21 protein-coding genes are annotated in these 23,417 nt (G+C 35.8%); 16 read left to right on the top strand and 5 right to left on the bottom strand.

Annotation, left to right across the window (positions count from 1 at the left end):
* Positions 1-221: 221 nt before the first annotated feature.
* The 4 genes from BCR21_RS15945 to BCR21_RS15935 all read left to right on the top strand — a co-directional run bounded on the left by BCR21_RS15945 (position 222) and on the right by BCR21_RS15935 (position 3,838).
* Positions 222-821, top strand: coding sequence for an accessory gene regulator AgrB (locus BCR21_RS15945; RefSeq protein WP_069647465.1), 600 nt, complete (start codon positions 222-224; stop codon positions 819-821).
* Positions 822-843: 22 nt separating this feature from the next.
* Positions 844-951 (top strand): cyclic lactone autoinducer peptide, encoded by a 108-nt coding sequence (locus tag BCR21_RS16760; RefSeq protein WP_205684852.1) that lies wholly within the window; start codon positions 844-846, stop codon positions 949-951.
* 813 nt (positions 952-1,764) lie between these two features.
* A complete protein-coding gene (locus BCR21_RS15940) occupies positions 1,765-3,066 on the top strand; it encodes a sensor histidine kinase (protein ID WP_167351798.1) in 1,302 nt (433 codons plus the stop codon).
* 46 nt (positions 3,067-3,112) lie between these two features.
* The gene (locus BCR21_RS15935) at positions 3,113-3,838 is read left to right on the top strand and encodes a LytR/AlgR family response regulator transcription factor (RefSeq protein WP_084013369.1); all 726 of its coding nucleotides are present in this window, start codon (positions 3,113-3,115) and stop codon (positions 3,836-3,838) included.
* A gap of 284 nt (positions 3,839-4,122) precedes the next feature.
* On the opposite strand, the gene BCR21_RS15930 is transcribed toward BCR21_RS15935, so the two are convergent.
* Positions 4,123-5,100 (bottom strand): tRNA dihydrouridine synthase, encoded by a 978-nt coding sequence (locus tag BCR21_RS15930; RefSeq protein ID WP_069647462.1) that lies wholly within the window; start codon positions 5,098-5,100, stop codon positions 4,123-4,125.
* 188 nt (positions 5,101-5,288) lie between these two features.
* On the opposite strand from BCR21_RS15930, the gene BCR21_RS15925 reads away from it, so the two are divergent.
* From BCR21_RS15925 to yqeK, 4 genes are all read left to right on the top strand, one after another.
* The gene (locus tag BCR21_RS15925) at positions 5,289-5,711 is read left to right on the top strand and encodes a MarR family winged helix-turn-helix transcriptional regulator (RefSeq protein ID WP_069647461.1); all 423 of its coding nucleotides are present in this window, start codon (positions 5,289-5,291) and stop codon (positions 5,709-5,711) included.
* Between the two features lie 36 nt (positions 5,712-5,747).
* Positions 5,748-6,827, top strand: a complete 1,080-nt coding sequence (locus tag BCR21_RS15920) for an LLM class flavin-dependent oxidoreductase (protein WP_069647460.1) — start codon at positions 5,748-5,750, stop codon at positions 6,825-6,827.
* A gap of 11 nt (positions 6,828-6,838) precedes the next feature.
* Positions 6,839-7,405 carry an NADPH-dependent FMN reductase gene (locus BCR21_RS15915; protein WP_069647459.1) on the top strand — a complete coding sequence of 189 codons (567 nt, stop codon included), beginning with the start codon at positions 6,839-6,841 and terminating at the stop codon, positions 7,403-7,405.
* Between the two features lie 146 nt (positions 7,406-7,551).
* Positions 7,552-8,142 (top strand): bis(5'-nucleosyl)-tetraphosphatase (symmetrical) YqeK, encoded by a 591-nt coding sequence (gene yqeK / locus BCR21_RS15910; protein WP_069647458.1) that lies wholly within the window; start codon positions 7,552-7,554, stop codon positions 8,140-8,142.
* A gap of 96 nt (positions 8,143-8,238) precedes the next feature.
* Here yqeK and BCR21_RS15905 read toward each other — a convergent pair whose 3' ends face one another.
* Positions 8,239-10,011, bottom strand: a complete 1,773-nt coding sequence (locus BCR21_RS15905) for an oleate hydratase (RefSeq protein WP_069647457.1) — start codon at positions 10,009-10,011, stop codon at positions 8,239-8,241.
* A gap of 658 nt (positions 10,012-10,669) precedes the next feature.
* Between BCR21_RS15905 and BCR21_RS15900 the strand changes: the two genes are divergently transcribed.
* Positions 10,670-11,992 (top strand): hypothetical protein, encoded by a 1,323-nt coding sequence (locus BCR21_RS15900; protein ID WP_069647456.1) that lies wholly within the window; start codon positions 10,670-10,672, stop codon positions 11,990-11,992.
* 115 nt (positions 11,993-12,107) lie between these two features.
* Here the strand turns inward: BCR21_RS15900 and BCR21_RS15895 are convergent, their stop codons facing one another.
* Positions 12,108-12,914 (bottom strand): hypothetical protein, encoded by an 807-nt coding sequence (locus BCR21_RS15895; RefSeq protein ID WP_069647455.1) that lies wholly within the window; start codon positions 12,912-12,914, stop codon positions 12,108-12,110.
* Between the two features lie 189 nt (positions 12,915-13,103).
* On the opposite strand from BCR21_RS15895, the gene BCR21_RS15890 reads away from it, so the two are divergent.
* Together BCR21_RS15890 and BCR21_RS15885 are read left to right on the top strand one after the other, a co-directional pair.
* Positions 13,104-13,526, top strand: a complete 423-nt coding sequence (locus BCR21_RS15890) for an Rrf2 family transcriptional regulator (protein ID WP_069647454.1) — start codon at positions 13,104-13,106, stop codon at positions 13,524-13,526.
* 68 nt (positions 13,527-13,594) lie between these two features.
* Positions 13,595-14,218, top strand: a complete 624-nt coding sequence (locus BCR21_RS15885; protein WP_069647509.1) for an NAD(P)-dependent oxidoreductase — start codon at positions 13,595-13,597, stop codon at positions 14,216-14,218.
* Positions 14,219-14,281: 63 nt separating this feature from the next.
* On the opposite strand, the gene BCR21_RS15880 is transcribed toward BCR21_RS15885, so the two are convergent.
* Entirely contained in the window at positions 14,282-15,463 is a 1,182-nt protein-coding gene (locus tag BCR21_RS15880) for a hypothetical protein (protein WP_069647453.1), read from the bottom strand.
* A gap of 181 nt (positions 15,464-15,644) precedes the next feature.
* Here BCR21_RS15880 and BCR21_RS15875 point away from each other — a divergent pair, with 181 nt between their 5' ends.
* The 5 genes from BCR21_RS15875 (at position 15,645) to BCR21_RS15855 (ending at position 22,736) form a co-directional block, all read left to right on the top strand.
* Complete coding sequence (locus BCR21_RS15875) at positions 15,645-16,892, top strand: competence/damage-inducible protein A (RefSeq protein WP_069647452.1); 1,248 nt, start codon at positions 15,645-15,647, stop codon at positions 16,890-16,892.
* Between the two features lie 107 nt (positions 16,893-16,999).
* Positions 17,000-18,049: a recombinase RecA gene (gene recA, locus BCR21_RS15870; RefSeq protein WP_010762249.1), complete on the top strand. Its 1,050-nt coding sequence runs from the start codon at positions 17,000-17,002 to the stop codon at positions 18,047-18,049.
* A 276-nt stretch (positions 18,050-18,325) separates the two neighbouring features.
* The gene (gene rny, locus BCR21_RS15865) at positions 18,326-19,882 is read left to right on the top strand and encodes a ribonuclease Y (protein ID WP_069647451.1); all 1,557 of its coding nucleotides are present in this window, start codon (positions 18,326-18,328) and stop codon (positions 19,880-19,882) included.
* 169 nt (positions 19,883-20,051) lie between these two features.
* Positions 20,052-21,704, top strand: a complete 1,653-nt coding sequence (locus BCR21_RS15860) for a peptide ABC transporter substrate-binding protein (RefSeq protein WP_069647450.1) — start codon at positions 20,052-20,054, stop codon at positions 21,702-21,704.
* A gap of 150 nt (positions 21,705-21,854) precedes the next feature.
* A complete protein-coding gene (locus BCR21_RS15855; protein ID WP_069647449.1) occupies positions 21,855-22,736 on the top strand; it encodes an ABC transporter ATP-binding protein in 882 nt (293 codons plus the stop codon).
* Between the two features lie 342 nt (positions 22,737-23,078).
* Here BCR21_RS15855 and BCR21_RS15850 read toward each other — a convergent pair whose 3' ends face one another.
* On the bottom strand, positions 23,079-23,276 hold the full coding sequence (locus BCR21_RS15850; RefSeq protein WP_069647448.1) for a helix-turn-helix transcriptional regulator: 198 nt from the start codon (positions 23,274-23,276) through the stop codon (positions 23,079-23,081).
* Between the last annotated feature and the right edge of the window lie 141 nt (positions 23,277-23,417).

Raw genomic sequence — 23,417 nt, 5'->3', positions numbered from 1 at the left:
TTTTTCTCGCCGTTTATTCGGTTTTAGAGCGTGACACAAAACTGATTTTTAGTTTTGTCCACGCTCATTTACTGTGTAGACAGTTTGGATAAAATAAGCAACGATTTTGCTAAGCGAAAGAACAGAATAGAGACATTAGTGATATAAAAAGCCTTTTTTTTGACAGTTTTGGTTGGAACGACTTGTATACAGGTATTCTATAAACAAGAGGTGAGAGCAATATGGAGATGAAATTATCAATGACAGAGCTTCTAGCTAAGCAGATGTTGGAAAAAATGACAAAGCAAAAAGAACTTTCAAAAACAGAGTATTTAAAATGTAAATTAGGGCTGGAAGTTTTCCTACTCAATGTAACAAAATTGATGGTTGTTTACGGTTTAGCTTTTCTAGTACAGTTGCCATTAGAAGTATTGATTTTTCATAGTGCTTTTATGCTGATTCGCTTTTTCGCATATGGTGCCCACTCATCATCAAGTATCGGGTGCACAGTGATTAGTAGTGTGTTGTTCATAGGAATTCCGTCATTACTTCAAATTGTGACACTTTCAACAACAGGATTGTTGGTAGTCAGTCTAATTAATTTTGTTATTTTGTTCAAATATGCGCCTGGAAAAACAAAGAAGAATCATATTGGTGATGGGCAACGTCAACGTAGATTAAGAAGGAATGCATTGTTAGCAAATGCAATCTTAATGGTTGGGCTTGTTTTACCAAATTTATTTATTAGTAATTTACTTATTTTTGGTGGATTGCTGTGTGGATTGCTTGTTATGCCAGTATCAAATAAATTATTAACACTTGATTTCAAATCATTAGTATAATTAAAAAATGGAGGAACAAAAAATGACGAACGTATTAGTAAGATTATTTGTAGGATTTGGTGGATTATCAATTCAGAATTGTTGTTTAGGATGGGGCTATGAGCCAGAAATACCAGAAGAGTTAAAGTGAATCAAACGGACTATAAAACTAAAAGAACAATATTACTGAGTTCATATAGCTTCTATCTTATTTGTAGTATACAGTTAATTGTATGCAAATGAGATAGAGTTTTTTTGTACTCAGTCCAGGTTTAGGATATTCTAATAAAATGTTGATAGAATAGCTGTGACTTTATCTTAGAAACTGAAAAAAAATGTTTTTAACAACTTTGAACGAAGAGTGAATTAGAATATCTAGTTCTTTTTGTCAACTATAATATTGAGAAATATTTCATTTTTTCTATATATAGTGTATACTTAGGCTTCAATATCATACATATTGAAGAGGATGAGTTTGTGGATTATGTAGGAAATTGGTAGAAGATGGTCGTAATGATGTTACAATTCATATTTTCTTATATTTGTATTGGATTAAGTAAAGGAAGAACAAGAATTAGTGTTATTAGAATAACAATAGTTTTTTTACATATGCTTACGACATTAATGCATTTTTTAGTTGGGCTTTATAGCGCGTTATTTTGGTTGGGTGAAAATTTTATACTTACATATATCGATTAAAAAAAGATCATACCAACTGTGGGAAATCTTGAAATAGCGATGATTATTAATTTGCTTTTTGGTCATGTTGCATCTGTAAGTGATAATTTTTGGGATATTCCTAGCCGATTTAACCCAATAGTCTATGTACTGATTCATAGAGGATTAGTAATTTGTAGATACTAAACTGATTTAAATATAGTGGTATTAAATTTTATGATTACGTATACATATGATAGTTTGTAAAATAGAGATGTTAAATCTTAGTGATGAGAGGGCTGTTTTGGTGAAAGAAGCATTGTCTGTATTAGTATTATTACAATTTATAGTAGGATATATTTGTGTAGGGTTGATTGCTGGTAAGATTAATAAATCATTTTTTCGAATAGTAGCAGTTCTTTTATTGGGGGGATTAGGAGGATTTTTATATCAGCTTATTGGTGTTTATGGTGCGTTATATTTATTATGTGGAAACTTTATACTTGCGTATATTGACTTAAAAAAGTTTATACCAGTTATGGGAAGTCTTGGAATAGCAATGATTTTTAATTTGTTGTTTGATCATGTTGCTTCAATGATTGATATTTTTTTAGGAGTTCCTAGTAACTTCTCGCCAATGGTATATATTTTAATTCATCAAGGAATCGTGTTTATTTTGAGTACCATTTTCTGTATTTTAGCCAGAAAACTATTACTTCGCCGGTTACCACAAGGATTAGCCTCCAAAGAAGGGCATGTCGTGTCATTATTGTGTTTCTTTACATACGCAGTCTATTTAGTATGTATCTTTTTAGGCGTTGGATTAGGCAATACGATTCAACTGATTCAATTGAATTTGCTGTTTTTCTCAATGTATTTGGTATTTATGTTGGTATCGTTCTCTTTTTATTCTCGTTCATTGAGGAAAGAGTATCAGGTCAAAGAGAAGGAAGTAGAATACCAAGCCATGCATCGTTATACATCAGAAATAGAGACGCAATATGCCCAAATGAGAAAATTTCGTCATGATTATCAAAATATCCTGTCCTCATTAGACTCATACATTGAAGAAAAAGATTTGTCAGGTTTGTCAGAGTATTATCGTTCAACACTTCAACGTTCTTCAAAAAGTATCAGTGAAAATAATTTTAAATTGGACGATTTAAGCAAAATAGAAGTCAAAGCAGTGAAAAGTTTGTTAGCCTCAAAATTGATCTATGCTCAAGAACAAGGGTTAGATGCCTCCTTTGAAGCTAGTGAACGAGTGACAGAAATATGGTTGGATCCTTTGATTCTAGTCAGAGTTCTCGGTATATTTTTAGATAATGCTATAGAAGAATTGGATAGGTTGGGATCAGGAAGTTTGAAAACAGCGGTGATCAAGTATCCAAATAGTGTACAGATTATAGTAGAGAATACCTGTGGAGAGAAAGTGGGCCATTACAGGGAATTACGTCAAGCAGGCTATTCTACTAAAGGAGAAGGTCGTGGCTTAGGATTGAGTAATGTGGACGAGCTGTTAGGTAGCGCATCGAATACAACGTTGGAGACGGTTATTGAGAAGGAACGTTTTACGCAAATCCTTTATATTTCTGAGATAGAGGAGTAGTAAAGTCGATTTTTGAGAATTGGATATGAAAAGGGGAGAAGGATGTATGTTATCAGTTATAGTTTGCGAAGATGATCCAAAACAACGGGAACGAATAGAGACGACAATTAAAAATTATCTTATGATAGAAGATTTAGATATGGAACTGACTTTATCAACTGGCAATCCAGAAGAAGTGATGGAACACGTTAAAGCGAATCAAAATCAAATTAGATTGTATTTTTTTGATGTAGATTTGCAGCATGAAATGTCTGGAATCGCATTAGCCTACGAAATAAGAAAATTAGATAATGTAGGGAAAATTGTATTTGTTACTACACACGGCGAGATGTCTTATTTAACATTTACATATAAAATTGAAGCAATGGATTATATCATCAAAGATATACCAGAAGAAATTGATCGGCGGGTAAGAGAATGTATAAATGTTGCGCACCAGAGATATTTGAGTGATAGTGTGAGTAGTAAGGTCAAATCTTTTAAGGTTAAGATGGGTGACACGGTTCGTTCGATTCCGTATGATGAAATAATGTTTTTTGAATCTTCTACAGTTCCACATAAACTAATTCTACATACAGAGACGAGAGAATTGGAGTTTTACGGCGCAATTCGTGATATCGAAGCAAATGATGAATGTCTGTATCGGTGCCATAAGTCATTTGTTGTAAATAAAAATAATATAAAGACAGTTAACAAAAGACTACGTGAAATTGAAATGACAAATGGTGAAACAGTCCTTGTATCCGTTCGTGCAATGAGAGGATTGAATTAAGAGGAAACTAATTCAAAATAGAAAATTAGAAAACTGAGAGATTTTGAAGTACTTAATAATCGTTTTAACAAGGTTGGGACAAAAGCTTATTACCGAAGTCTTCAAATCTTAGTGCTTTGGCACTTAGAATGTGATGTGATTGAAGTGTGGTAGTTGCTTCTACTCCCATCGTTTATCTGGATTCCAAGTGACTGGGTTGTGACTCAAAGAGTTATGTCCCAGCCACTTTTTTTATTTTAAAGTAGAAATGAAAATAAAATGAAGGAGCTTTGAATCCAAATAGACTATTTTAATTCAATTGGTTTATCAGTATAGAATGTTTCTAAAATCTCTCGAACTTCATCTGTTGATTTTGTTCCCATCAATTTAACTCGCAAATCACTGGCTCCAGGAAATCCCTTAACATAAATCTTAAAGAAACGATGTAAGCCAACAATCGAGCGTGGAGCTAATTCAGCATACTGGTCTTGCAAATCGAGCTGTAATTGCAATAAACCAAGTAATTCTTGAGGCGAATGTTCTCTAGGCTCTTTCTCAAACGCATAAGGATTTTTAAAGATTCCACGGCCAATCATAATTCCATCTACACCATATTGTTCCGCAAGTTCTAGACCTTTTTGTCGATCAGGAATATCACCATTGATCGTAATGAATGTTTGCGGTGCAACACGATCACGAATTTCCATAATTTGAGGAATCAGATCCCAATGGGCGTCGACTTTACTCATTTCATTTCGTGTCCGTAAGTGAACAGAAAGATTGGCAATATCTTGTTTCAATAGGTGAGTGATCCAGTCTTCCATTTCAGCAATCTCTGCATACCCGATCCGTGTTTTAACACTAACAGGTAAACCACCAGCTTTAGCCGCTTCAATCAACTCAGACGCCACTTCTGGCCGCAAAATAAGACCGCTCCCTTTTCCACGACCTGCTACATTGGGAACGGGACAACCCATATTGATATCTACGCCTTTAAACCCCATTTCCGCTAATCCGAGACTCATTTCTCTGAAGAATTCAGGATTATCACCCCAAATATGAGCGACTACAGGCTGTTCATCTTCGGTAAACACTAAACGTCCTTTTACACTTTCTTTGCCATCTGGATGGCAGTAACTATCTGAATTTGTAAATTCAGTAAAGAAAACATCAGGTGCGCCTGCTTCTTTGACAACATGGCGGAAGACAACATCCGTTACATCTTCCATCGGTGCTAAAATAAAAAAAGGCTTTGGTAATTCTGCCCAAAAATTATTCATCATTCTATAATCTCCACTCTATCACTTTCGGTTACAATCTGAAAAACATAATCATTATACTAATAATAGTAGAAAGAATCAAAGGGAAGATTTTACTGGCAGATGTAGTATTTATAGTTTGCTTGTTTTTAGTAAGTGTATTATACTAACACTATCAGTTTAGTTCTAAACTTAAGAGGGAGAGTCAATCAATGGAAAAGTTATCACTTTCAGAAAAAGTAAAATTAAGTTGTTGGATGTCTATTTTGCAGTTTGTTCAAAAAAGCAATATTCAGTCCAATGAATTTCTAAAACAATATGACTTAAACGTTTCAAAATTTGATATGCTTCATCGGATTCAGGAAAATCAGCCAATCACACAAAAGGAACTAGGGGAGAAATTACTTCTTTCCAAAGGTGGCGTTTCGCAAATGATCAAGCAATTTGAAGCAGAGGGTTGGATCACCCGCCAACAAGAATGGAAGGAAAAATACATCTCTTTGACGGATATTGGTCAAGAACAGTTAGATACTTGCTTCCTTAAACAAAGTAAACAGCAGGCATCTGCTTTTGACAATTTAACGAAACAGGAAGTCCTTCAACTAGCTAAAATCAGTAAAAAATTGATGAACTAATCCTATATTTAGATAATGAAAAGGAAGTGCAGGAAAATGAACAAAAAAATGAATGAAAAATTCGGCATTGATCCATCAAAAGGCATGGAGATAGGTTTGTATTCTTTAGGCGATCACGTTAAAAATCCAATGACAGGAAATATAATCAGCGAGCAACAACGAATCAATGACATTATTGAGGCAGCAAAATTTGCCGATGAAGCAGGAATCGATGTTTTCGGTGTTGGTGAAAGCCACCAAAGTCATTTTATCGGGCAAGCTAACCAAGTGATTCTATCTGCAATTGCAGCACAAACAAAAAATATCAAAATTTCCAGCTCAGTCACCGTTCTAAGTACCAATGATCCAGTCCGAGTGTATGAAGAGTATGCTACATTAGATTTAATTTCAAATGGTCGTGCTGAAATTGTTGCAGGTCGAGGTTCTCGTGTCGGTGTTTATGAACTGCTTGGGTTTGATTTAAAAGATTATGATGAATTGTTTGAAGAAAAAATGCATTTGTTAAAACTATTGAATGAAGCAACACCAAATGAACGAATGAATTGGGAAGGTGCATTTCGGGCGCCACTAGAAAACGCAGAAATCCTACCGCAACCAGTTCGTGGACATTTACCTATTTGGCGAGCAGTAGGCGGACCTGCAGACAGTGCAATCAAGGCAGGATTAGATGGAATTCCAATGATGCTGACGACATTAGCGGGACCGGCACCAATTTTTAAACGGGCTGTGGATGCATATCGTTTATCTTTAACAGAAGCAGGTTATGATGAGAAAGAATTCCCACTTGCCACGACGAGTTTGTTTTATGTTGCAGAAACGGGTAGTCAAGCACGTAAAGAAATGTATCCATTTTTAAATGCTGGCTGGTCAGCGATTCGTGGCGGAACGTATCCTAAGCAACATTTTGCTCAATCGCAAGATACACGAGATACGCTAATGGTCGGAGGCGTCAATGAAATTATCGAGAAGATGCTTTATCAATACGAATTATATGGACACCAACGTTTTATGGCTCAAATCGATTTTGGTGGTGTGCCGTTGGATCTGGTGAAGAAAAATATTGAATTGATTGCGACAAAAGTGATGCCGGAAGTTAAAAAATATACCAAAGAATAGAAGGAATGGTTATGAAAATCGTAGCAATAATCGGCTCAGCTTTTGGCAGTAAATCAAGAGTAGCTGTAAATTATACAATCAATAAAATAAAAGATGTACGTGAAGATGCCGAAGTGGAGGTCATTGATTTTTCCGAAATACAATTTCCATTTGCAGATGGGCGAGAATATCTTCAGCATGAAGGTGACGTTGGCACAGCATTGAAAAAAATTATGGATGCAGATGGTTTGATTATTGGAACACCAATTTTCCAAGCGGCTATGCCAGGGACTTTGAAGAATTTATTTGATATGTTACCAGTCAATGCTTTTCGAAATAAGGTGGCAGGTATGATCGTTACGGCTGGATCAGAAAAACACTTTTTGATCCCTGAACAACAAATTCGTCCGATTTTGAGTTATATGAAGGCTAATTTAGTGCCAAACTATGTGTTTATTACGGATCAGGATATTATTCGTCAAGAAATCAAGAACCCTGATATTGAATTTCGCTTAGATCGATTCGTGGATGACTTTTTCTTATTGTTGGATACATACCAAACAATGATTCAGAAAAAAGAGGCGGAATATGATTTTTAAAAATGACCAGTTATTTTGTACACTCTTCTTTTCAGGAGAGTGTATTTTTTATACCGTAAAAAGTAAAGGCTAATGTTTAATTAAGGTGGTATCATAAGAGTAACTTTTAAAAAAATGATAAATAATAGATTAAGGAGACTCGAGATATGGGAACGTTCGATCATAATAGTTTGAGAAATGTAGTAAAGAAGTTTCTTGTTGAGCAAAATTGCCTAAAAACGTATGATCACTGTATTTCAGTAGGAGACTATGCTTATGAGTTAGGTAAGGATTATTTGGATGAACCGGCTAAAGCTCGAATTGCAGGTTATTTGCATGATATTTCAGCAATTTATCCAAATAATCAAAGAATCGATGTAGCTAAGAGGATGGGACTCGAGTTATATAAAGAAGAACTGGCGCTTCCGATGATCATTCACCAAAAAATATCAAAGGCGATAGCATTAAATGAATTCAAGGTGACTGATCCAGCGATTCTGTCTGCTATAGAATGTCATACCACTTTAAAGGGGGACTATTCGGATTTAGATTTAGTTGTATTTATAGCAGATAAAATAAAATGGGATCAAGAGGGAGAACCACCGTATATTGTAGGTCTTATGACGGCATTGGAGAATTCGTTAGAAGAAGCTGCTTATTATTATATTGAGTATTTATTAAATCATGATATCCAGGTGATTCATCCGTGGTTGAATGAAGCACATGTGAAATTGAAAAAACAGTTAACCTCTGTTTAGCTTTTATTTTTAGAAAGATATAATGAAAAACCTACTTGGTTCTTTTATTAAAAGAACCAAGTAGGTTTTTGTATATTATGACAGTTTCAATTTGCTTTACAATAAATCAGCATCTTTCAAAATATCTCCAATATAGGTATCTTTTGTTTTCTCAACAAATTTCTCAACGATTTTACGTTCTACAAAAGGTAATTCCATTTCAGTCAGTTTTTTCTTATCTGATAAGTAGTAAACGGAATTCGCCAATGTCCGCAAATCATAAGCTGAAGCAAATACTTCTGGTACACCGCGTTCAACATCAAGTAATTGATAAACAGCTTCCATCGCAGTTCTAACTGAGTATTCAGTAGTGAACACTGTATCTCGTTCTGTTTCTGCAAAGTTACCAATAAAGGCCAAGTTTTTAGAACCTTCTGGAATGACCAATGGACGATCACCAGGTTCACGCAGCATAAAGTAAGAGGTGATAAACGGCATATAAACGGGAATCGCTGTACATGAATTTTGCGCAAATTTAATAATGTCTTCTTCAGGAACGCCTAAGTGATACATCAATTCTTGAGCAATTTCTTCACCAGAACATTGTTCGATCGGTTTTTTAATATAATTTCCTGGAGTATTTGACAACAAGCCGTAGACCCAAGTGATTGATTGTTGCTCATTTTGTTCTTTGAAATGGGGTTGGCGGTGCATTGCAAAACTCATTAACCAGTTAGAATCCTTGATGGTAATGATTCCACCCGTTACGATTTTTCCTGTTCTCATTTTACGATGTGTCAATCTAGAAATATAAGGTTCGATATCGAAATTTTCCCAGGTTACAGTAGCGGAAACAAACCAACTTTCAGCGGGTAAGTTCTCACAAAAGACATCGGGGTTTCCGAACTCTGGTGATTGTTTCGCTAAATTTTTCCAAAGGTTCCAGCTACCGCCTAAATCATGTGTGATCGGCGCAGGTGTATGATGATCGCCTTCTGTCGAACTTTCAGTGATCGAGCCATTTGTGACAAAGACTAAATCATTTTCTGTTAAGTGAATTTCTTCTGTTTTTCCAGCTCTTGTTAGTAAGATGCTTTTAGCAATTTTTGCGTCTTCGGTGATATCGACTTTGATATCATTGATTTTTGTTTCATATTGGAAGTCTACGCCATTGTCTTTTAAAAAGCTCAACAATGGTTTAACTAAAGATTCAAATTGATTGTAGCGTGTAAATTTAAGTGCAGTAAAATCTGGTAATCCTTTGATATGATGGATAAAACGCATTACATAGCGTCTCATTTCAATAGCTGAGTGCCATTTTTCAAAAGCGAACATCGTACACCAATATAACCAGAAATTAGATTCAAAGAATTCTTCAGTGAACACATCTTCGATCTTTTTCCCGATAAGCTTATCCTCTGATGTCATAAATAAATCGACTAATTCTTTTTGGGCTTTTTTAGATAAAGTAAATTCACCGTCATCAGCTGCACGTTCGCCGCGATTGTAAATGATTCGGCAATTTGAAGAGTTAGGGTCATCATGATCCAGCCAGTAAAATTCGTCTAAGACTGAGGCATCGTCTACTTCTAATGAAGGAACAGAACGGAAAAGATCCCATAAACATTCAAAGTGATTTTCCATTTCACGACCGCCACGCGTAACAAAACCATCATGGGGTATGAATTTTCCATCCAAAGAGCCTCCTGATAAGGATAGTTCTTCAAAAATATGGATATGTTCACCTTTCATGTGTCCGTCTCGAATCAAAAAGACTGCTGCTGCTAAACCGGCTAAGCCTGCGCCAACGATATAGGCATTTTTATCATCCACGCCTTCTGGTTTTCTGCTTCTTGCAAATGCTTCATAGTTTCCACTTACGTACTTCATAAATATCCCTCCTGATTTTTGATTTGTTACACCGTCATTGTAACAAGGATCATTTTTACTAACAAAGGATAGCTGTAATGTTTTAGACAGTTAATAGAGAGTGTCTGAATTTTTAATTTAATGAGATAAATTCGCAGTTGATAAAGATCTTTACAAAGGGGGAAGAAGCTATTTTTGGAATACTTAAATGTTTAGCAGGGAAGCCGTTCAGATAGTTAGCCCAAAAAAAATTATCTTTTTTTAAAACAAAAAAATTTTAGATAAAAAACATGTTGATGTAAGTGGCAGAGTCAGTTCACAAAATAGAATGGTTTACAAGTTTGATTGATCAATCGAACTATGTATTGCTAGCTTTCATTTGAAAAAAAATTTAATAGTATCTTTTAGAGAAAAAATCAATTTTAAGGGGAGATAGTTTTCTTTACTGTCGACAAATATATTTTTTCTTTGGCTTTTCTTATATGGTAAATTTCGTTTATTTTGATTTATATAACGATGTAATATTTATCTTTTTTTATGATATATTTGCATTATCATTTATCTTCTTCTATTCAAAAAAAATTGAGAAAAAACTGAGAAAATCCGTGTTATATTGAGTGCTGTCTTGAAACTAAAAAAGACTAAATGAATTAAAGAATAAAAAAGGAGATTAAAGTTAATGAACATGACTAAAAAAACTATCGGGTATTTATTTTTTGTGATGATCGCATTTTTATTGGTATTTACAGGAGGACAAAAAGCTTTTGCTGCGTCCGTTTTGACGGCGGATACTGACTTGAAAGGCTACGATGCAACTATTACAACAAAAGCAGATGGGACAAATGTTTTAACGACTAAAAAAGGTGAATATTTGTTAGACGAGACTGCAACTTTATATAGCTCACGAACAATCACAATCAACTTGAATAACACGAAACCAGTAAATATGGGCGCAATTAATGTAAAAAGTACCCTTGAATTTAGAGGAAATGGCGAGTTGAACGTAACTACTACTGAAGATACAGGTATTTCTGTTGGCATGCATTTACGTGCATTCAAGATGTCAAAATATGGCAAAGGACATGTAACAGCAACAGCTGCTGGGACAGGTTTGTTCGTTCATAATGAAATCCAAATGGATGGCGGTACGGTAGAAGGTTTTGGTGCAAATTACGGAATTTATAGTGAAAATGATATTAAACCGTATCATGACGCTGTTTTAAAAGGTACGAGTAGTGAAGGGATAGGGATCTACGCTTATCGCGATATTTATGCATGGAAAGGTGCCACTGTTATAGGCGAAGGGAAAGTTGCTGGAGCTCGTTCAATCATTGCGCATATCCAAGCCGAAGACGCAGGTAGCTCAATTACTGGTATCTCTACAGATATCAACAGTCCATATTCAGCGCTTCATGCAGATAAACAAATGTTACGTGCTTACTCAGGTGCTGTAGTTCGTGAAGAGTATAAAAAACCAACATTTGAAATTACAGATGATATACCTGTATTTGTAACAGACTTTACAAGTGTTGCCCGTAATATGAAAGATATGAAAAATTATACGTGGGTTTCAGAACCTGATAACGTCTTTTTAGATGCGCAAGGTGGTTTACTAGGAGACCTTTCTAAAGGAACGCCTAAAGAACTTAAAATCATCGGTTCGCGTCAAGAAAGTAAACTGTGCTTGAACAAAAATGAAGTGAGTCAATTAAAAACGAATGGCAAACATGAAGTGATTTTTTCTGAAACACCAACTAGATTTGTTGTACCGGTAACGGTTAAACATTGGATTTATGATACTAATATAAAAGAGTATGTAGTTTATCAAGAGTCTGTTCACGATATGGAAATTGGAAGTGAGTTCAAAGTAAATGACTATATTTTTGACTTCTCAAGTGTAGGTGGCGAAGGTCAACTTGAAAAAATCGATCATAGTGATTTTATCGTTGAAAAAACTGGTAAAGATTTAGTAGTAAATTATTATTATGATGTTGAATTTTAGTTATAATAATGAAATACACTTCAATGGCTAGATAAAGATAAAAGCGTGGTATTCTCCGAAATGGATGAATACTACGCTTTTTTATTATTCTATTTGTAAGGCTAGCTTTCTTTTCTTAATCAACGACTGTCCACTCATTCAGTGTCTTCCCGTTAGCATCGATTAATTCCAACCAGCTATTTGTTCCTCCAAAGTATAAAAATAAGCCGACCTCATTGACGCTTTTTAAAATGATATCTTCAGTTGTGACAAAATTTTTTACTTTATCTTTATGATCTTCTCTGATTCTTTGCCCCATTTTGGCAGAAAATCCTAGTGACCCATCTTTGTTAAGTGACGGTTCAGGCATCATTGTAGCACCAGCTTTTAGGAGCATTTCGTTTCGTTTGTGCCAAAGAGCAGTGGCTTTGCATCCTCTTGCATCTATAAAAAATTCTATTTGGCTGACTTCTTTTGTCCATTTATGACGTGCTTTGGCCGGTTTAGCTTTTGTTTTTTTAGGTTCCTCATGGTGTTTTAAATGGTAGCCAAATTTTTCAAGAACGAATAGAACTTCATTGTTGTAAGATGTGACTGTTTTTTTATAGCTTGCTGGAATCTTTGTTTTTATCTCAGGTATATTAGCAAGTTTGATGTCGTTTTCAACAGCTTCTGTGATAAACTGTTGGACTAAATAGTCCAGTTCGATGTCCCAAGATGGAGTAACTGTGATTATTTTGTTAAAATCTAATTCATTTTGGAAAATCCCTGCTTCTGATTTTCCTATTGAAATTATTGTATGGTCTTTGAGTAAAATATAGACTGCTGGTTGATCTAGGGTGATTTCTTTTGCCGCATCAAGTATGTTGATGACTCCTTGGTGGTCGTTAAATTCAATCGTTGTTTTGGTTTCCGAGATACGGACAGATAGTTTGATTTCCATGTTAGGCTCCTTTAGAAAATGAATGTATGTTTAGTGTCTATTCTTTGGATTGAGGTACTACTTATCCTTGATTTTATCATGAAAGTAAAAATAAATCTTTTAATAGAAGTCTATCTGTTGACATTTCCAAGTAATCGCAGTAAAATTCAAATGTAACTTAGATTGTTACTAAGAGTTGGAGTGATAGACATGGCCATGTCGACGAAATTAAGTGTCGCGATCCATATCCTCAGTTTAATCGAAATCGGGCCACCCGATCGTGTTAATTCTGAATTGATCGCATCAAGTGTAAATACTAATCCAGTTGTTGTTAGAAGACTGATGAGCAAGTTGAAAAAAGCTGGACTCATTCATACAAGTAGAGGCGCGACTCAGACCTATTTACTGAAAAAACCAGAAGATATTTCTCTTTATGATATTTATGAAGCAGTTGAATTAGATCACGAAGTATTCAATATTCACCAAAATCCTAATCCAAACTGTCTAGTAGGAGCAAATATCCAAACAGCTTTAGAAGAACAATATACGAAGGTTCAGCAAAGTATGGAGACAGAATTGAAAGAGATCGCTTTATCTGATGTAATCCATCAAATCAAGCAGCAAGAGACTTGAACATGTCTCTTCTCTTTTTAGATTTAAATGTAACAGAAAAAGTTTCATTAAAAGAAAGGAAGATAAATATGAAAGTAGCAATTTTAGGAGCAAACGGTAAAGCAGGTTCAGCCATTTTGAAAGAAGCAAAAAAACGAGGACTAGATGTGACAGCGATCGTTCGTGATGCGGCCAAAATCACAGATGGCACACCTGTGATCGAAAAAGATGTCTACAACTTAACAACAAACGATGTAAAAGGCTTTGATGTTTTGGTTAGTGCTTTAGGTTTCTGGGGTGATGTGAGTGAATTTACTGGATCAACACAACATCTAATCGATATTTTGACAAATACAAAAACACGTTTGTTAGTAGTCGGTGGCGCTGGAAGTTTATTTGTAAACCCAGAACATACTGTACGCTTAAGTGAAACACCAAATTTTCCTGAAGCATTTAAACCATTAGCAACTGCAATGGGTAAAGGTTTGGACTTGTTAGAAGCCGCTAAAGGCCTTAATTGGACGTATATTAGTCCAGCAGCAGATTTTGATGCAGAAGGTCCAGCAACAGGCAGTTATGTCGCAGCTGGCGAAGAATTAGAAGCAGATAAAGATGGCAAGAGCTATATCTCATACGCTGATTACGCGATTGCGATGGTCGATGAGATTGAAAAAAATGCACATCCAAACCAACGTTTTAGTGTGCATCAATAAGAAGAATGGCTTTATAATAAAAAAGAATTTCCTTGTTTTGGAAATTCTTTTTTATGTGTTTATTTAACCGAAGCATTTAGAGCAGGGTTCTAGCCCAGCGGCAAGTGCTTGCTCTAATGTTGATTCGTTATAAGTTCCATTTCCACAGACACGATTATGGTATTTTTTTCCAGTAGGAGTAACTAATACTCGTTGGCTTACTGCTTGTGTGTTTGGTGCAGGAGTTTCTGGTGTTTGAGTGGCTGCTGCGGCTTGTGCTTGTTGTTGTTCAGCAGCTGCTTTTTGGGCTTCTTGCGCAGCTTTTTTTTGCGCTTCAGCTACTTTTTTTGCTTCTTCTTTTTGAGCTGCGAGTGTTTGTTTTACGCCATTTGCCCGGTTTGTTAATTCAGTATTGCCATTTGGTAGTTCTTTGATTCTAGCAATGGCTTGGTTGTAATGATCATCTGTTGGTTCCTGTTCGGCTTTTTCTACAGCTTCACGAGCTGAGGCAATTTGTTTTTCTGTCTTTTCTTTTTCAGTAATTTTTTGCTGAACAGTTGTTAAACGCTTTAGTAAAGAGTCTTTATTTAGAGTTGCTTTTGCTACTAAAGCAGTTGCTGAATCGACCTGTTCTTTTGTTTGTTTTGTTTCCGCCAGTTCAACAGCTTCGTAAATCGGTACATTCTCTTTTACGATCTCTAAACGTTTTGTAAAGTCGTCTTTTTCCTTTGTTAATGAAGTAATACGAGTTGCGGCTTCATCATAATTTTTTTTCGTGGGTTTATTTTCGGCTAAAACTAGGGCAGTTTCGGCTTTTTTCAGTGTATCTTGATCTTGTTTTTCTTCATTTAAAAAAGCAACGAAGGCTTTTGATGGTTTAACTTCGATTGTTTCAGCTTTGTCGTTGTCACCGATTGAAGCGACGAAAGTCAGTTTTTGAGGCTGATCATCTTTTAACGTAACTTCGTAAGAAAATTCTCCGTTGTTTGTTTTGATTTTCTCCCCATCAAGGGTGATTTTACTTTGGTCATTCGTTTTTCCTTCTATTATTGCGGTTCCTTGATCGTTTGTTTCTATTGATTTGTCTGCAATGTCAATGCGTGGTGATGTGGGTGCTAAGGCTAGCGCACCGATCATTACGACAAAACTAGCTCCGGTAAAAATTAAAGCCTTCTTTTTCGGTTGTTTTTTGAAAATAGCTTTCAATGAAAGAAAACCTCCAACTCCTATCCCTAAAAAACTTAATAATCCAATAATTGCTGTCATTTTTATGCTGTTCCTCCTTTTACCTCAATATACAAATTGTATCATATTATTATATAAATGATACTAATATCACTGTTTTAAATTATAAAGTAGACAAAGCCGTTTGATAGCAATAAAAAAATTTCCTGTGATAAAATGAAATAAGAATCGTTTACGTATCTTATTAGAGAAGAGGAGAAAAATGAAAGCAGAGATCATTGCAGTTGGTACAGAGTTGTTATTAGGGCAAGTCGTCAATACAAATGCGACTTTTCTATCAGAAGAATTAGCAGATTTAGGAATCGAGGTGTATTATCATACCGTTGTAGGAGACAATCCGCAGCGCTTAGAACAATTGCTGATTGAAGCTGAGGGACGTAGTGATCTAATCGTTTTATGCGGCGGATTAGGGCCGACAGATGATGATTTAACCAAAGATACTGTAGCTGAACATATCGATCGTTCTTTAGTCCAAGATAAGCAGGCGCTTACTCGTCTTCATGAATTTTTCAAGTTTTCAAAAAATAAAATGACTGAAAATAATTTAAGACAGACCTTGATGATCGATGGGGGAATTGCTGTTCAAAATCCTACAGGGTTAGCAGTAGGAACCTTGATCACCGAAAATGAGACGACTTATTTATTATTACCAGGACCTCCCAATGAGTTAAAACCGATGTTTCAACAAAATGCTCGTCCATTATTAGAAGAATTTTTCCCGCAAGCAGAGCAGCTAATCTCTAGAGTTTTGAGATTTTATGGGATTGGAGAATCGCAATTAGTGACAGAATTAAAAGAATTGATCGACACTCAGACCAATCCAACAATCGCCCCATATGCTAAGCCGAATGAAGTAACATTACGCTTAACAGCTAAGATCGCTGATGAAATAGCAGGTCAGCAGTTGTTAGATAGTCTGGAAGCGAAAGTCATGAATAAAGTCGGTGAGTATTTCTATGGATATGGTGACGAGAATAGTTTAGTAAAAGTCACAGTAGAGACACTAAAAAAATACGGAAAAACCGTAACAGTCGCAGAAAGTCTGACAGCAGGTCTTTTTCAAAGTACCTTAGGAGATATCTCAGGTGTTTCAGAAGTATTTAAGGGTGGTTTTGTTACCTATTCTGCTGAGACAAAAGAACATTTTTTAGGGATCGATCCGGCATTGCTTGAAAAAGAAGGAACAGTCAGCGAATATTGTGCAATCGCAATGGCAGAACAAGCAAGAAAATTAGCAGATGCAGACTTTGCAGTATCGTTTACAGGTGTAGCTGGTCCAGATGAATTAGAAGGTCAGCCAGCAGGAACTGTCTGGATCGGTTTAGCGCAAAAAGGTCAGCCGACTTTAGCTATACTCCAACATTTTAATCGTGATCGAAAGTACATTCGTCAAAGCGCTGTAATGAAAGGCTTAGACCTGATTCGAAGAGCATTAGATAAGAAAAAATAAAAAGGCGAATGTTTGTTCGTTTTTCTCTTGCTTTTTTTAAATAAACCAGTTATGATATATTTATTGAAAAGGAATTTAAATCGTTTATATATAAGGAGGATTATCGATTGGCAGATGATCGTAAAGTGGCCTTAGATGCCGCATTAAAAAAAATTGAAAAGAACTTTGGTAAAGGTTCCGTAATGAAATTAGGGGAAAAGATCGATCAACAAATTTCGACTATTCCCAGTGGTTCACTAGCATTGGATGTGGCATTAGGTGTAGGCGGTTATCCTCGTGGACGAATCGTTGAAGTTTATGGACCAGAAAGTTCTGGTAAAACGACTGTTGCATTGCATGCGATCGCATCTGTACAACAACAAGGCGGAACTGCTGCATTTATCGATGCAGAACATGCCTTAGATCCTCAATATGCACAAGCATTAGGTGTAAATATCGATGAACTACTTCTTTCGCAACCAGATACTGGTGAACAAGGATTAGAAATCGCAGATGCATTAGTTTCCAGTGGTGCAATCGACATTGTGGTTATTGACTCTGTAGCAGCCCTAGTACCTCGTGCAGAGATCGATGGGGAAATGGGTGCAAGTCACGTTGGTTTGCAAGCGCGTTTGATGTCACAGGCATTACGTAAGCTTTCAGGTTCGATCAATAAGACGAAGACAATTGCGATCTTTATTAACCAAATTCGTGAGAAAGTCGGCGTTATGTTCGGTAATCCTGAAACGACACCTGGTGGTCGTGCCTTGAAATTCTATGCAACTGTTCGTTTAGAAGTAAGACGTGCAGAACAATTGAAGCAAGGAACGGACATTATCGGTAACCGTACAAAAATCAAAGTTGTTAAAAATAAAGTAGCGCCACCATTTAAAGTCGCTGAAGTAGATATCATGTACGGCCAAGGAATCTCTCAAGAAGGAGAATTACTTGATATGGCTGTAGAAAAAGATATTGTTGATAAGAGCGGAGCATGGTATAGCTATAAAGAAGAACGAATCGGTCAAGGTCGTGAAAATGTTAAAGTTTACATGACTGAACATCCAGAAATGGTCGAAGAAGTCTCTAAACGTGTTCGTGATGCATTCGGTATTGGTGATGGAACAGCTATCGTTGAAGAAGAACAAGCGCAAGAAGAACTTCCTCTTGACGAAGAATAATACAGATGAAGCGGCAAACCAATAAGAGCTTTCAAAAGCTTTTTGTTGGTTTGTTTTTTTGCGTAGTGGAAATTCTTTTCACCACCAGAGCTCTTTCGTCGGGAAAGGGCTTTTTTAAGTTGACACACTGGTGTACAAACATTAGAATAAAGTTGTATACAAATATTAGTATATAACTTTTACGTGTATGCAAGTAGACATATTGATAATTGATTATAGTTTATCAGAAAACTACATGAATATTGAAAATTTGAAGATAGTACGGAGGTGGAAACAATGGGTTTAGAAATTCTCCTCGCTATCATCGGTGTAATTGTCGGTCTTGGTTTAGGGTTAGTCGTTGCAAAATCACGTCATGAAAAGGCTATAGATGGTGCAAAGTCCTCTGCAGAAGGCATAATTGAAAGTGCTAAGAAAGAAGCAGAGACTCTGAAAAAAGAAGCTTTATTAAAAGCTATGGAAGAAAACCAGAAGTATCGGTCAGAAATTGAAAGTGAGTTGAAAGAAAGCAAAGTAGAACTTAAATCTCAAGAAAATCGTTTATTACAAAGAGAACAAACGTTAGATCGTAAGGATGATTCTCTTGAAAAACGCGAAAACTCACTGGAAGAAAAAGAAGAGAAACTTGGTGCTAGACAGCAATTAATTGATGAGCGAGAAAAAGATGTAGAAGAACTAGTTGAAAAGCAACACCAAGAAATAGAACGTATTGCTTCACTATCTAAAGATGAAGCAAAAGATATCATTATGAAATCAACAGAAGAAGAATTAAGTCACGAGTTGACAGTAATGGTTAAAGAATCTGAGCAACGTGCCAAAGAAGAATCAGATCGTAAAGCCAAAAACTTACTTTCTCTAGCGATTCAACGATGTGCAGCTGATTCAGTTTCTGAAACGACTGTCTCTGTTGTTAGTTTACCAAATGATGAGATGAAAGGAAGAATCATCGGTCGTGAGGGACGTAACATTCGTACATTAGAGACCTTAACAGGAATCGATTTGATTATTGATGATACGCCGGAAGCTGTTGTACTTTCTGGATTTGATCCAATTCGTAGAGAAATCGCTCGTATGACACTTGAAAAATTGATTCAAGATGGTCGGATTCACCCAGCTCGTATCGAAGAAATGGTTGAAAAGTCGCGTAAAGAAATGGATGAACGTATCCGTGAATACGGTGAACAAGCCGCCTTTGAAGTTGGGGCTCACACATTACATCCAGATTTGATCAAGATTTTAGGACGTTTACGTTTCCGTACAAGTTATGGTCAAAACGTATTGAACCACTCAATCGAAGTTGCGAAATTGACAGGTGTCTTAGCCGCAGAAATTGGCGAAGATATTCAATTAGCAAAACGTGCAGGTTTATTGCATGATATTGGTAAAGCGCTAGATCATGAAATCGAAGGTTCTCACGTTGAGATCGGTGCTGAATTAGCTGCTAAATACAAAGAAAATTCAACAGTCATCAATGCAATTGCATCCCATCATGGCGATGTAGAAGCAACCTCTGTTATTTCTGTATTAGTTGCAGCAGCAGATGCTTTATCAGCTGCTAGACCAGGTGCACGTAGCGAATCAATGGAAAATTACATTCGACGCTTAGAAAACTTAGAAAATATTTCTAATGGATTTGAAGGAGTTGAATCTAGTTTTGCTGTACAAGCTGGACGTGAAGTCCGCGTCATGGTCAAACCAGATGAAATCACAGATTTAGAAGCGGTTCGTTTAGTTAGAGATATTCGTAAGAAAATCGAAGACGACCTAGATTATCCAGGACACATCAAAGTGACCGTTATCCGGGAAACGCGTGCAGTAGATTACGCTAAATAAGTAAAGTCAAAAGAAGCAACGCCCTTGGGTAAGTTGCTTCTTTTTTTATCGTTTAAATTAGAAAAAATTCAGAATATTTTTACTAAACCCATTGTAGTGTTTTAATTGTGATAAGCTTAGAACTTTGTTATATTCTTTATAGCTTTTATTAAAATTGGGGGTTTTTTATATGAAATTAAAGAAAAGTGCCTTACTAGGTTTAATTACAGTATCAAGCATTGCCTTAGTTGCATGTGGTGGAAACGCTAAAAATGCCGATGGCGGTTCAGGCAGCGATGAAAAAGTATTTAGATTTATTGAAAGACAAGAAATGCCAAGCGCAGACCCTTCACTTGCAACGGATGAAGTAAGTTTTGTTGCGTTGAACAATGTTTATGAAGGAATTTACCGCTTAGATAAAGAGAGTAAGCCTCAACCAGCTGGAGCCGCAGAAATGGCTGAAGTCAGCGAAGATGGTTTAACGTATAAAATCAAATTAAGAGAAGATGCAAAATGGACAGATGATAAACCTGTAACGGCAGCAGACTATGTTTATGGCTGGCAGAGAACGGTTGATCCAGCAACTGGGTCAGAATATGCTTATATGTTCAATTCTGTAAAAAATGCTGAAAAGATTTCTAAAGGTGAAATGAAAAAAGAAGAACTTGGCATAAAAGCTATTGGTGATTATGAATTAGAAATCAATTTAGAAAAAGCAACACCGTACTTTGATTACTTATTAGCGTTCCCTTCATTTTTACCACAAAGACAAGATATTGCTGAAAAATATGGAAAAGACTATACAACTGCTAGTGATAAAGCTGTTTATAATGGTCCATTTACATTAACTGATTTTGATGGACCTGGAACAGATACGAGCTGGTCGTACACAAAAAATGATAAATATTGGGACAAAGATACAGTTAAATTGGATAAAGTTGCAATCGATGTTGTAAAAGAAGCACCGACTTCATTAAACTTATTCCAAGATGGACAAGCAGACGAAGTGCCACTATCTGGTGAACTAGCACAACAAATGAAAAATGAACCAGATTATATCGTCTTAAAAGGAGCGTCAACTTTCTATCTTGAACCAAATCAAAGAGAAGAAAACTCACCTTACCGCAATGTGAATTTACGTAAAGCAATCTCATATGCGATCGATCGTAAAGCGTTAGTGGATCAAATCTTGGCAAATGGTTCTGCTGTTCCGCTAGGTCTTGTTCCAGAAGGCTTAGCAACAGCTCCAAAAACAGATGAAGACTTTGCGAAAGAGTCAGGCGACGAAGTTGTGTACGATGTTGACAAAGCAAAAGAATCATGGAAGAAAGCAAAAGATGAATTAGGTATTTCTACATTATCAGTTGACTTATTGATCGATGATACTGACAATGCGAAGAAAATGGCTGAATATCTTCAAGGATCATTATCTGATACACTAGACGGATTAAAAGTATCCGTTAGTCCAGTACCATTCTCTGTTCGTTTAGATCGCTCAAACAAAGGTGATTTCCAAATCGCAGTTAGCGCTTGGGGTGCAGATTATGCTGATCCAAGTAGTTTCTTAGATCTATTTACAACAAATAATTCTTATAACAGAGGTCACTATTCAAATCCAGAATATGACAAATTAGTAGAAGCTGCAGCAACAACCAACGCAAATAATCCAGAGGCACGCTGGAAAGATATGCTTGATGCAGAAAAGGTGATAATGGGTGACATGGGCGTTATTCCGTTGTATCAAAAAGCTGAAGCACATCTTCGCTCTGAGAAAGTTAAAGACGTTGTCTACCACTCAACGGGTGCAAAATATGACTTTAAATGGACATATATTGAAGATTAAGAAAAAAAGTAAAAAACTCTTCTGGTAATTTCACTGGAAGAGTTTTTTTGCTGTCTATATCACAAATGTCAGGTAAATTCATGACAAGAGCATCTAACAAGATTCCCCAAATTCAGATAATATAAGTACATAAGCAAAGGGGAGAAAACAATGATCACAGTAAGAAATCTAACAAAAGTTATCAACAAAAAAGTAATCTTAAATGAAGTATCATTAACTGTAAATGATGGCGAAATCATTGCTTTAGTAGGCCCAAATGGTGCCGGTAAAACAACACTGATTAACTGTTTAACAGGATTGGTACGCCCAACAAGTGGTGAATTAAGTCTTCTAGGAACAAATCCAATGAAGAAAAAAAGTAAAGCAAATATAGGAGTTATGCTACAAGAAAGTACAACTTTAGATAATGTCAAAGTCAAAGAACTGCTGACTCTTTTCCAAAGTTTCTATTCAACTCCACTTTCGCTAACAGAATTATTGAATTTGACAGGTTTAAGTGAGCATCAAAATACCTATACAACGAAGCTATCAGGTGGGCAAAAACGACGCTTAACATTTGGATTAGCAATTATTGGAAATCCAGACCTACTTTTTTTAGATGAACCCACGACAGGAATGGATGTCACTAGTCGAAAAATTTTCTGGGAAAAAATCAATACGTTAAAAAAACAGGGTAAAACAATTATCGTAACTACGCATTATTTAGAGGAAATTGAAAAGATTGCTACTCGGATTTTACTAATGAAGCAAGGCGAGATCGTTCATGATGGAACATTAAAAAGCATTCAATCTGAAATGCTGCAAAATAAATTGAGCTTCCAGTTACTAGATACAATGGATGAATCGAAATTAACTGAATTACCGTATGTATCAAAAATTGAGAAAGAAAAAGATGAAGTAACGTTGCATACTTCAAATAGTGATGGAACCCTTTTAGAATTGTTAGCATTGCAAATCAAATTTAGAAATTTATTCATTATTCCAGGGAATTTAGAAGCAGTGACTATTGCGAAAGAAAAAGGATGGATATAGCGTGAATAATTCCTTCTAATTCCGTAATTTTACAATAAAATGTCTTGATTCACATCTTTAACACGGATATCAATACCAAAATTTTCAGTATTATTCAAAGAAATATCTGGGTATATTGTGGTAGTCTTCAGCATTATTTTAGTCAATAGACATCACTTCTTTTTTTAGGATAGTTTAATTGTGAAGGAAAAAAGCCAACAACAAATGGATGTCGTGTCTTCTCTTTGTTGTTGGCTTTTTTCATAGTGTCCCTATTCAGTTCTAGATAACAAAAATTAGGTATAGTTCCTGAATATTCCGTTAATTGTACAGTACAAACACTTTTTCCTAGATTATAAAGACCTAAGAAAAAATGTCCGTTACCTCTTTATTCAAGGAATTGGCGATATTGAAGGCCAAAGAATCGGAAGGCTTATATTTTCCCTTTTCTATGCTTTGGATCGTTTGGATAGAAACATTTACTTTCTCAGCAAGTTCCTTCTGAGAGATGTTATTGCTACTACGAGTTTCTTGTAAATTGTTTGTGCTCTTTTTTTTCATACAGATAATACCCTCTTTCTTTTTGTTATTCATGGTAATATGAAAAAACGATAATTCAGTTGTTACTAGCAATTTCCAGTCAAAATCATAGGCTAATTCGACCTTTATGTGGTATATTTGATACGTAGTGTTTAACTACTG

The organism is Enterococcus ureasiticus (assembly GCF_001730285.1).
In the GTDB taxonomy this organism is placed as follows: Bacteria; Bacillota; Bacilli; order Lactobacillales; family Enterococcaceae; genus Enterococcus_L; species Enterococcus_L ureasiticus.
The sequence above is the reverse complement of the archived record's forward strand: the minus strand, read 5'-3'. Positions and strand labels throughout refer to the sequence as shown.

Bases quoted from the DNA above. Each gene is read 5' to 3' on its own strand.
- BCR21_RS15945 (WP_069647465.1), top strand. From the start codon at position 222: ATGGAGATGAAATTATCAATGACAGAGCTTCTAGCTAAGCAGATGTTG.
- BCR21_RS16760 (WP_205684852.1), top strand. From the start codon at position 844: ATGACGAACGTATTAGTAAGATTATTTGTAGGATTTGGTGGATTATCA.
- BCR21_RS15935 (WP_084013369.1), top strand. From the start codon at position 3,113: ATGTTATCAGTTATAGTTTGCGAAGATGATCCAAAACAACGGGAACGA.
- BCR21_RS15930 (WP_069647462.1), bottom strand. From the start codon at position 5,100: ATGATGAATAATTTTTGGGCAGAATTACCAAAGCCTTTTTTTATTTTA.
- BCR21_RS15925 (WP_069647461.1), top strand. From the start codon at position 5,289: ATGGAAAAGTTATCACTTTCAGAAAAAGTAAAATTAAGTTGTTGGATG.
- BCR21_RS15920 (WP_069647460.1), top strand. From the start codon at position 5,748: ATGAACAAAAAAATGAATGAAAAATTCGGCATTGATCCATCAAAAGGC.
- BCR21_RS15915 (WP_069647459.1), top strand. From the start codon at position 6,839: ATGAAAATCGTAGCAATAATCGGCTCAGCTTTTGGCAGTAAATCAAGA.
- yqeK (WP_069647458.1), top strand. From the start codon at position 7,552: ATGGGAACGTTCGATCATAATAGTTTGAGAAATGTAGTAAAGAAGTTT.
- BCR21_RS15905 (WP_069647457.1), bottom strand. From the start codon at position 10,011: ATGAAGTACGTAAGTGGAAACTATGAAGCATTTGCAAGAAGCAGAAAA.
- BCR21_RS15900 (WP_069647456.1), top strand. From the start codon at position 10,670: ATGAACATGACTAAAAAAACTATCGGGTATTTATTTTTTGTGATGATC.
- BCR21_RS15895 (WP_069647455.1), bottom strand. From the start codon at position 12,914: ATGGAAATCAAACTATCTGTCCGTATCTCGGAAACCAAAACAACGATT.
- BCR21_RS15890 (WP_069647454.1), top strand. From the start codon at position 13,104: ATGGCCATGTCGACGAAATTAAGTGTCGCGATCCATATCCTCAGTTTA.
- BCR21_RS15885 (WP_069647509.1), top strand. From the start codon at position 13,595: ATGAAAGTAGCAATTTTAGGAGCAAACGGTAAAGCAGGTTCAGCCATT.
- BCR21_RS15880 (WP_069647453.1), bottom strand. From the start codon at position 15,463: ATGACAGCAATTATTGGATTATTAAGTTTTTTAGGGATAGGAGTTGGA.
- BCR21_RS15875 (WP_069647452.1), top strand. From the start codon at position 15,645: ATGAAAGCAGAGATCATTGCAGTTGGTACAGAGTTGTTATTAGGGCAA.
- rny (WP_069647451.1), top strand. From the start codon at position 18,326: ATGGGTTTAGAAATTCTCCTCGCTATCATCGGTGTAATTGTCGGTCTT.
- BCR21_RS15860 (WP_069647450.1), top strand. From the start codon at position 20,052: ATGAAATTAAAGAAAAGTGCCTTACTAGGTTTAATTACAGTATCAAGC.
- BCR21_RS15855 (WP_069647449.1), top strand. From the start codon at position 21,855: ATGATCACAGTAAGAAATCTAACAAAAGTTATCAACAAAAAAGTAATC.
- BCR21_RS15850 (WP_069647448.1), bottom strand. From the start codon at position 23,276: ATGAAAAAAAAGAGCACAAACAATTTACAAGAAACTCGTAGTAGCAAT.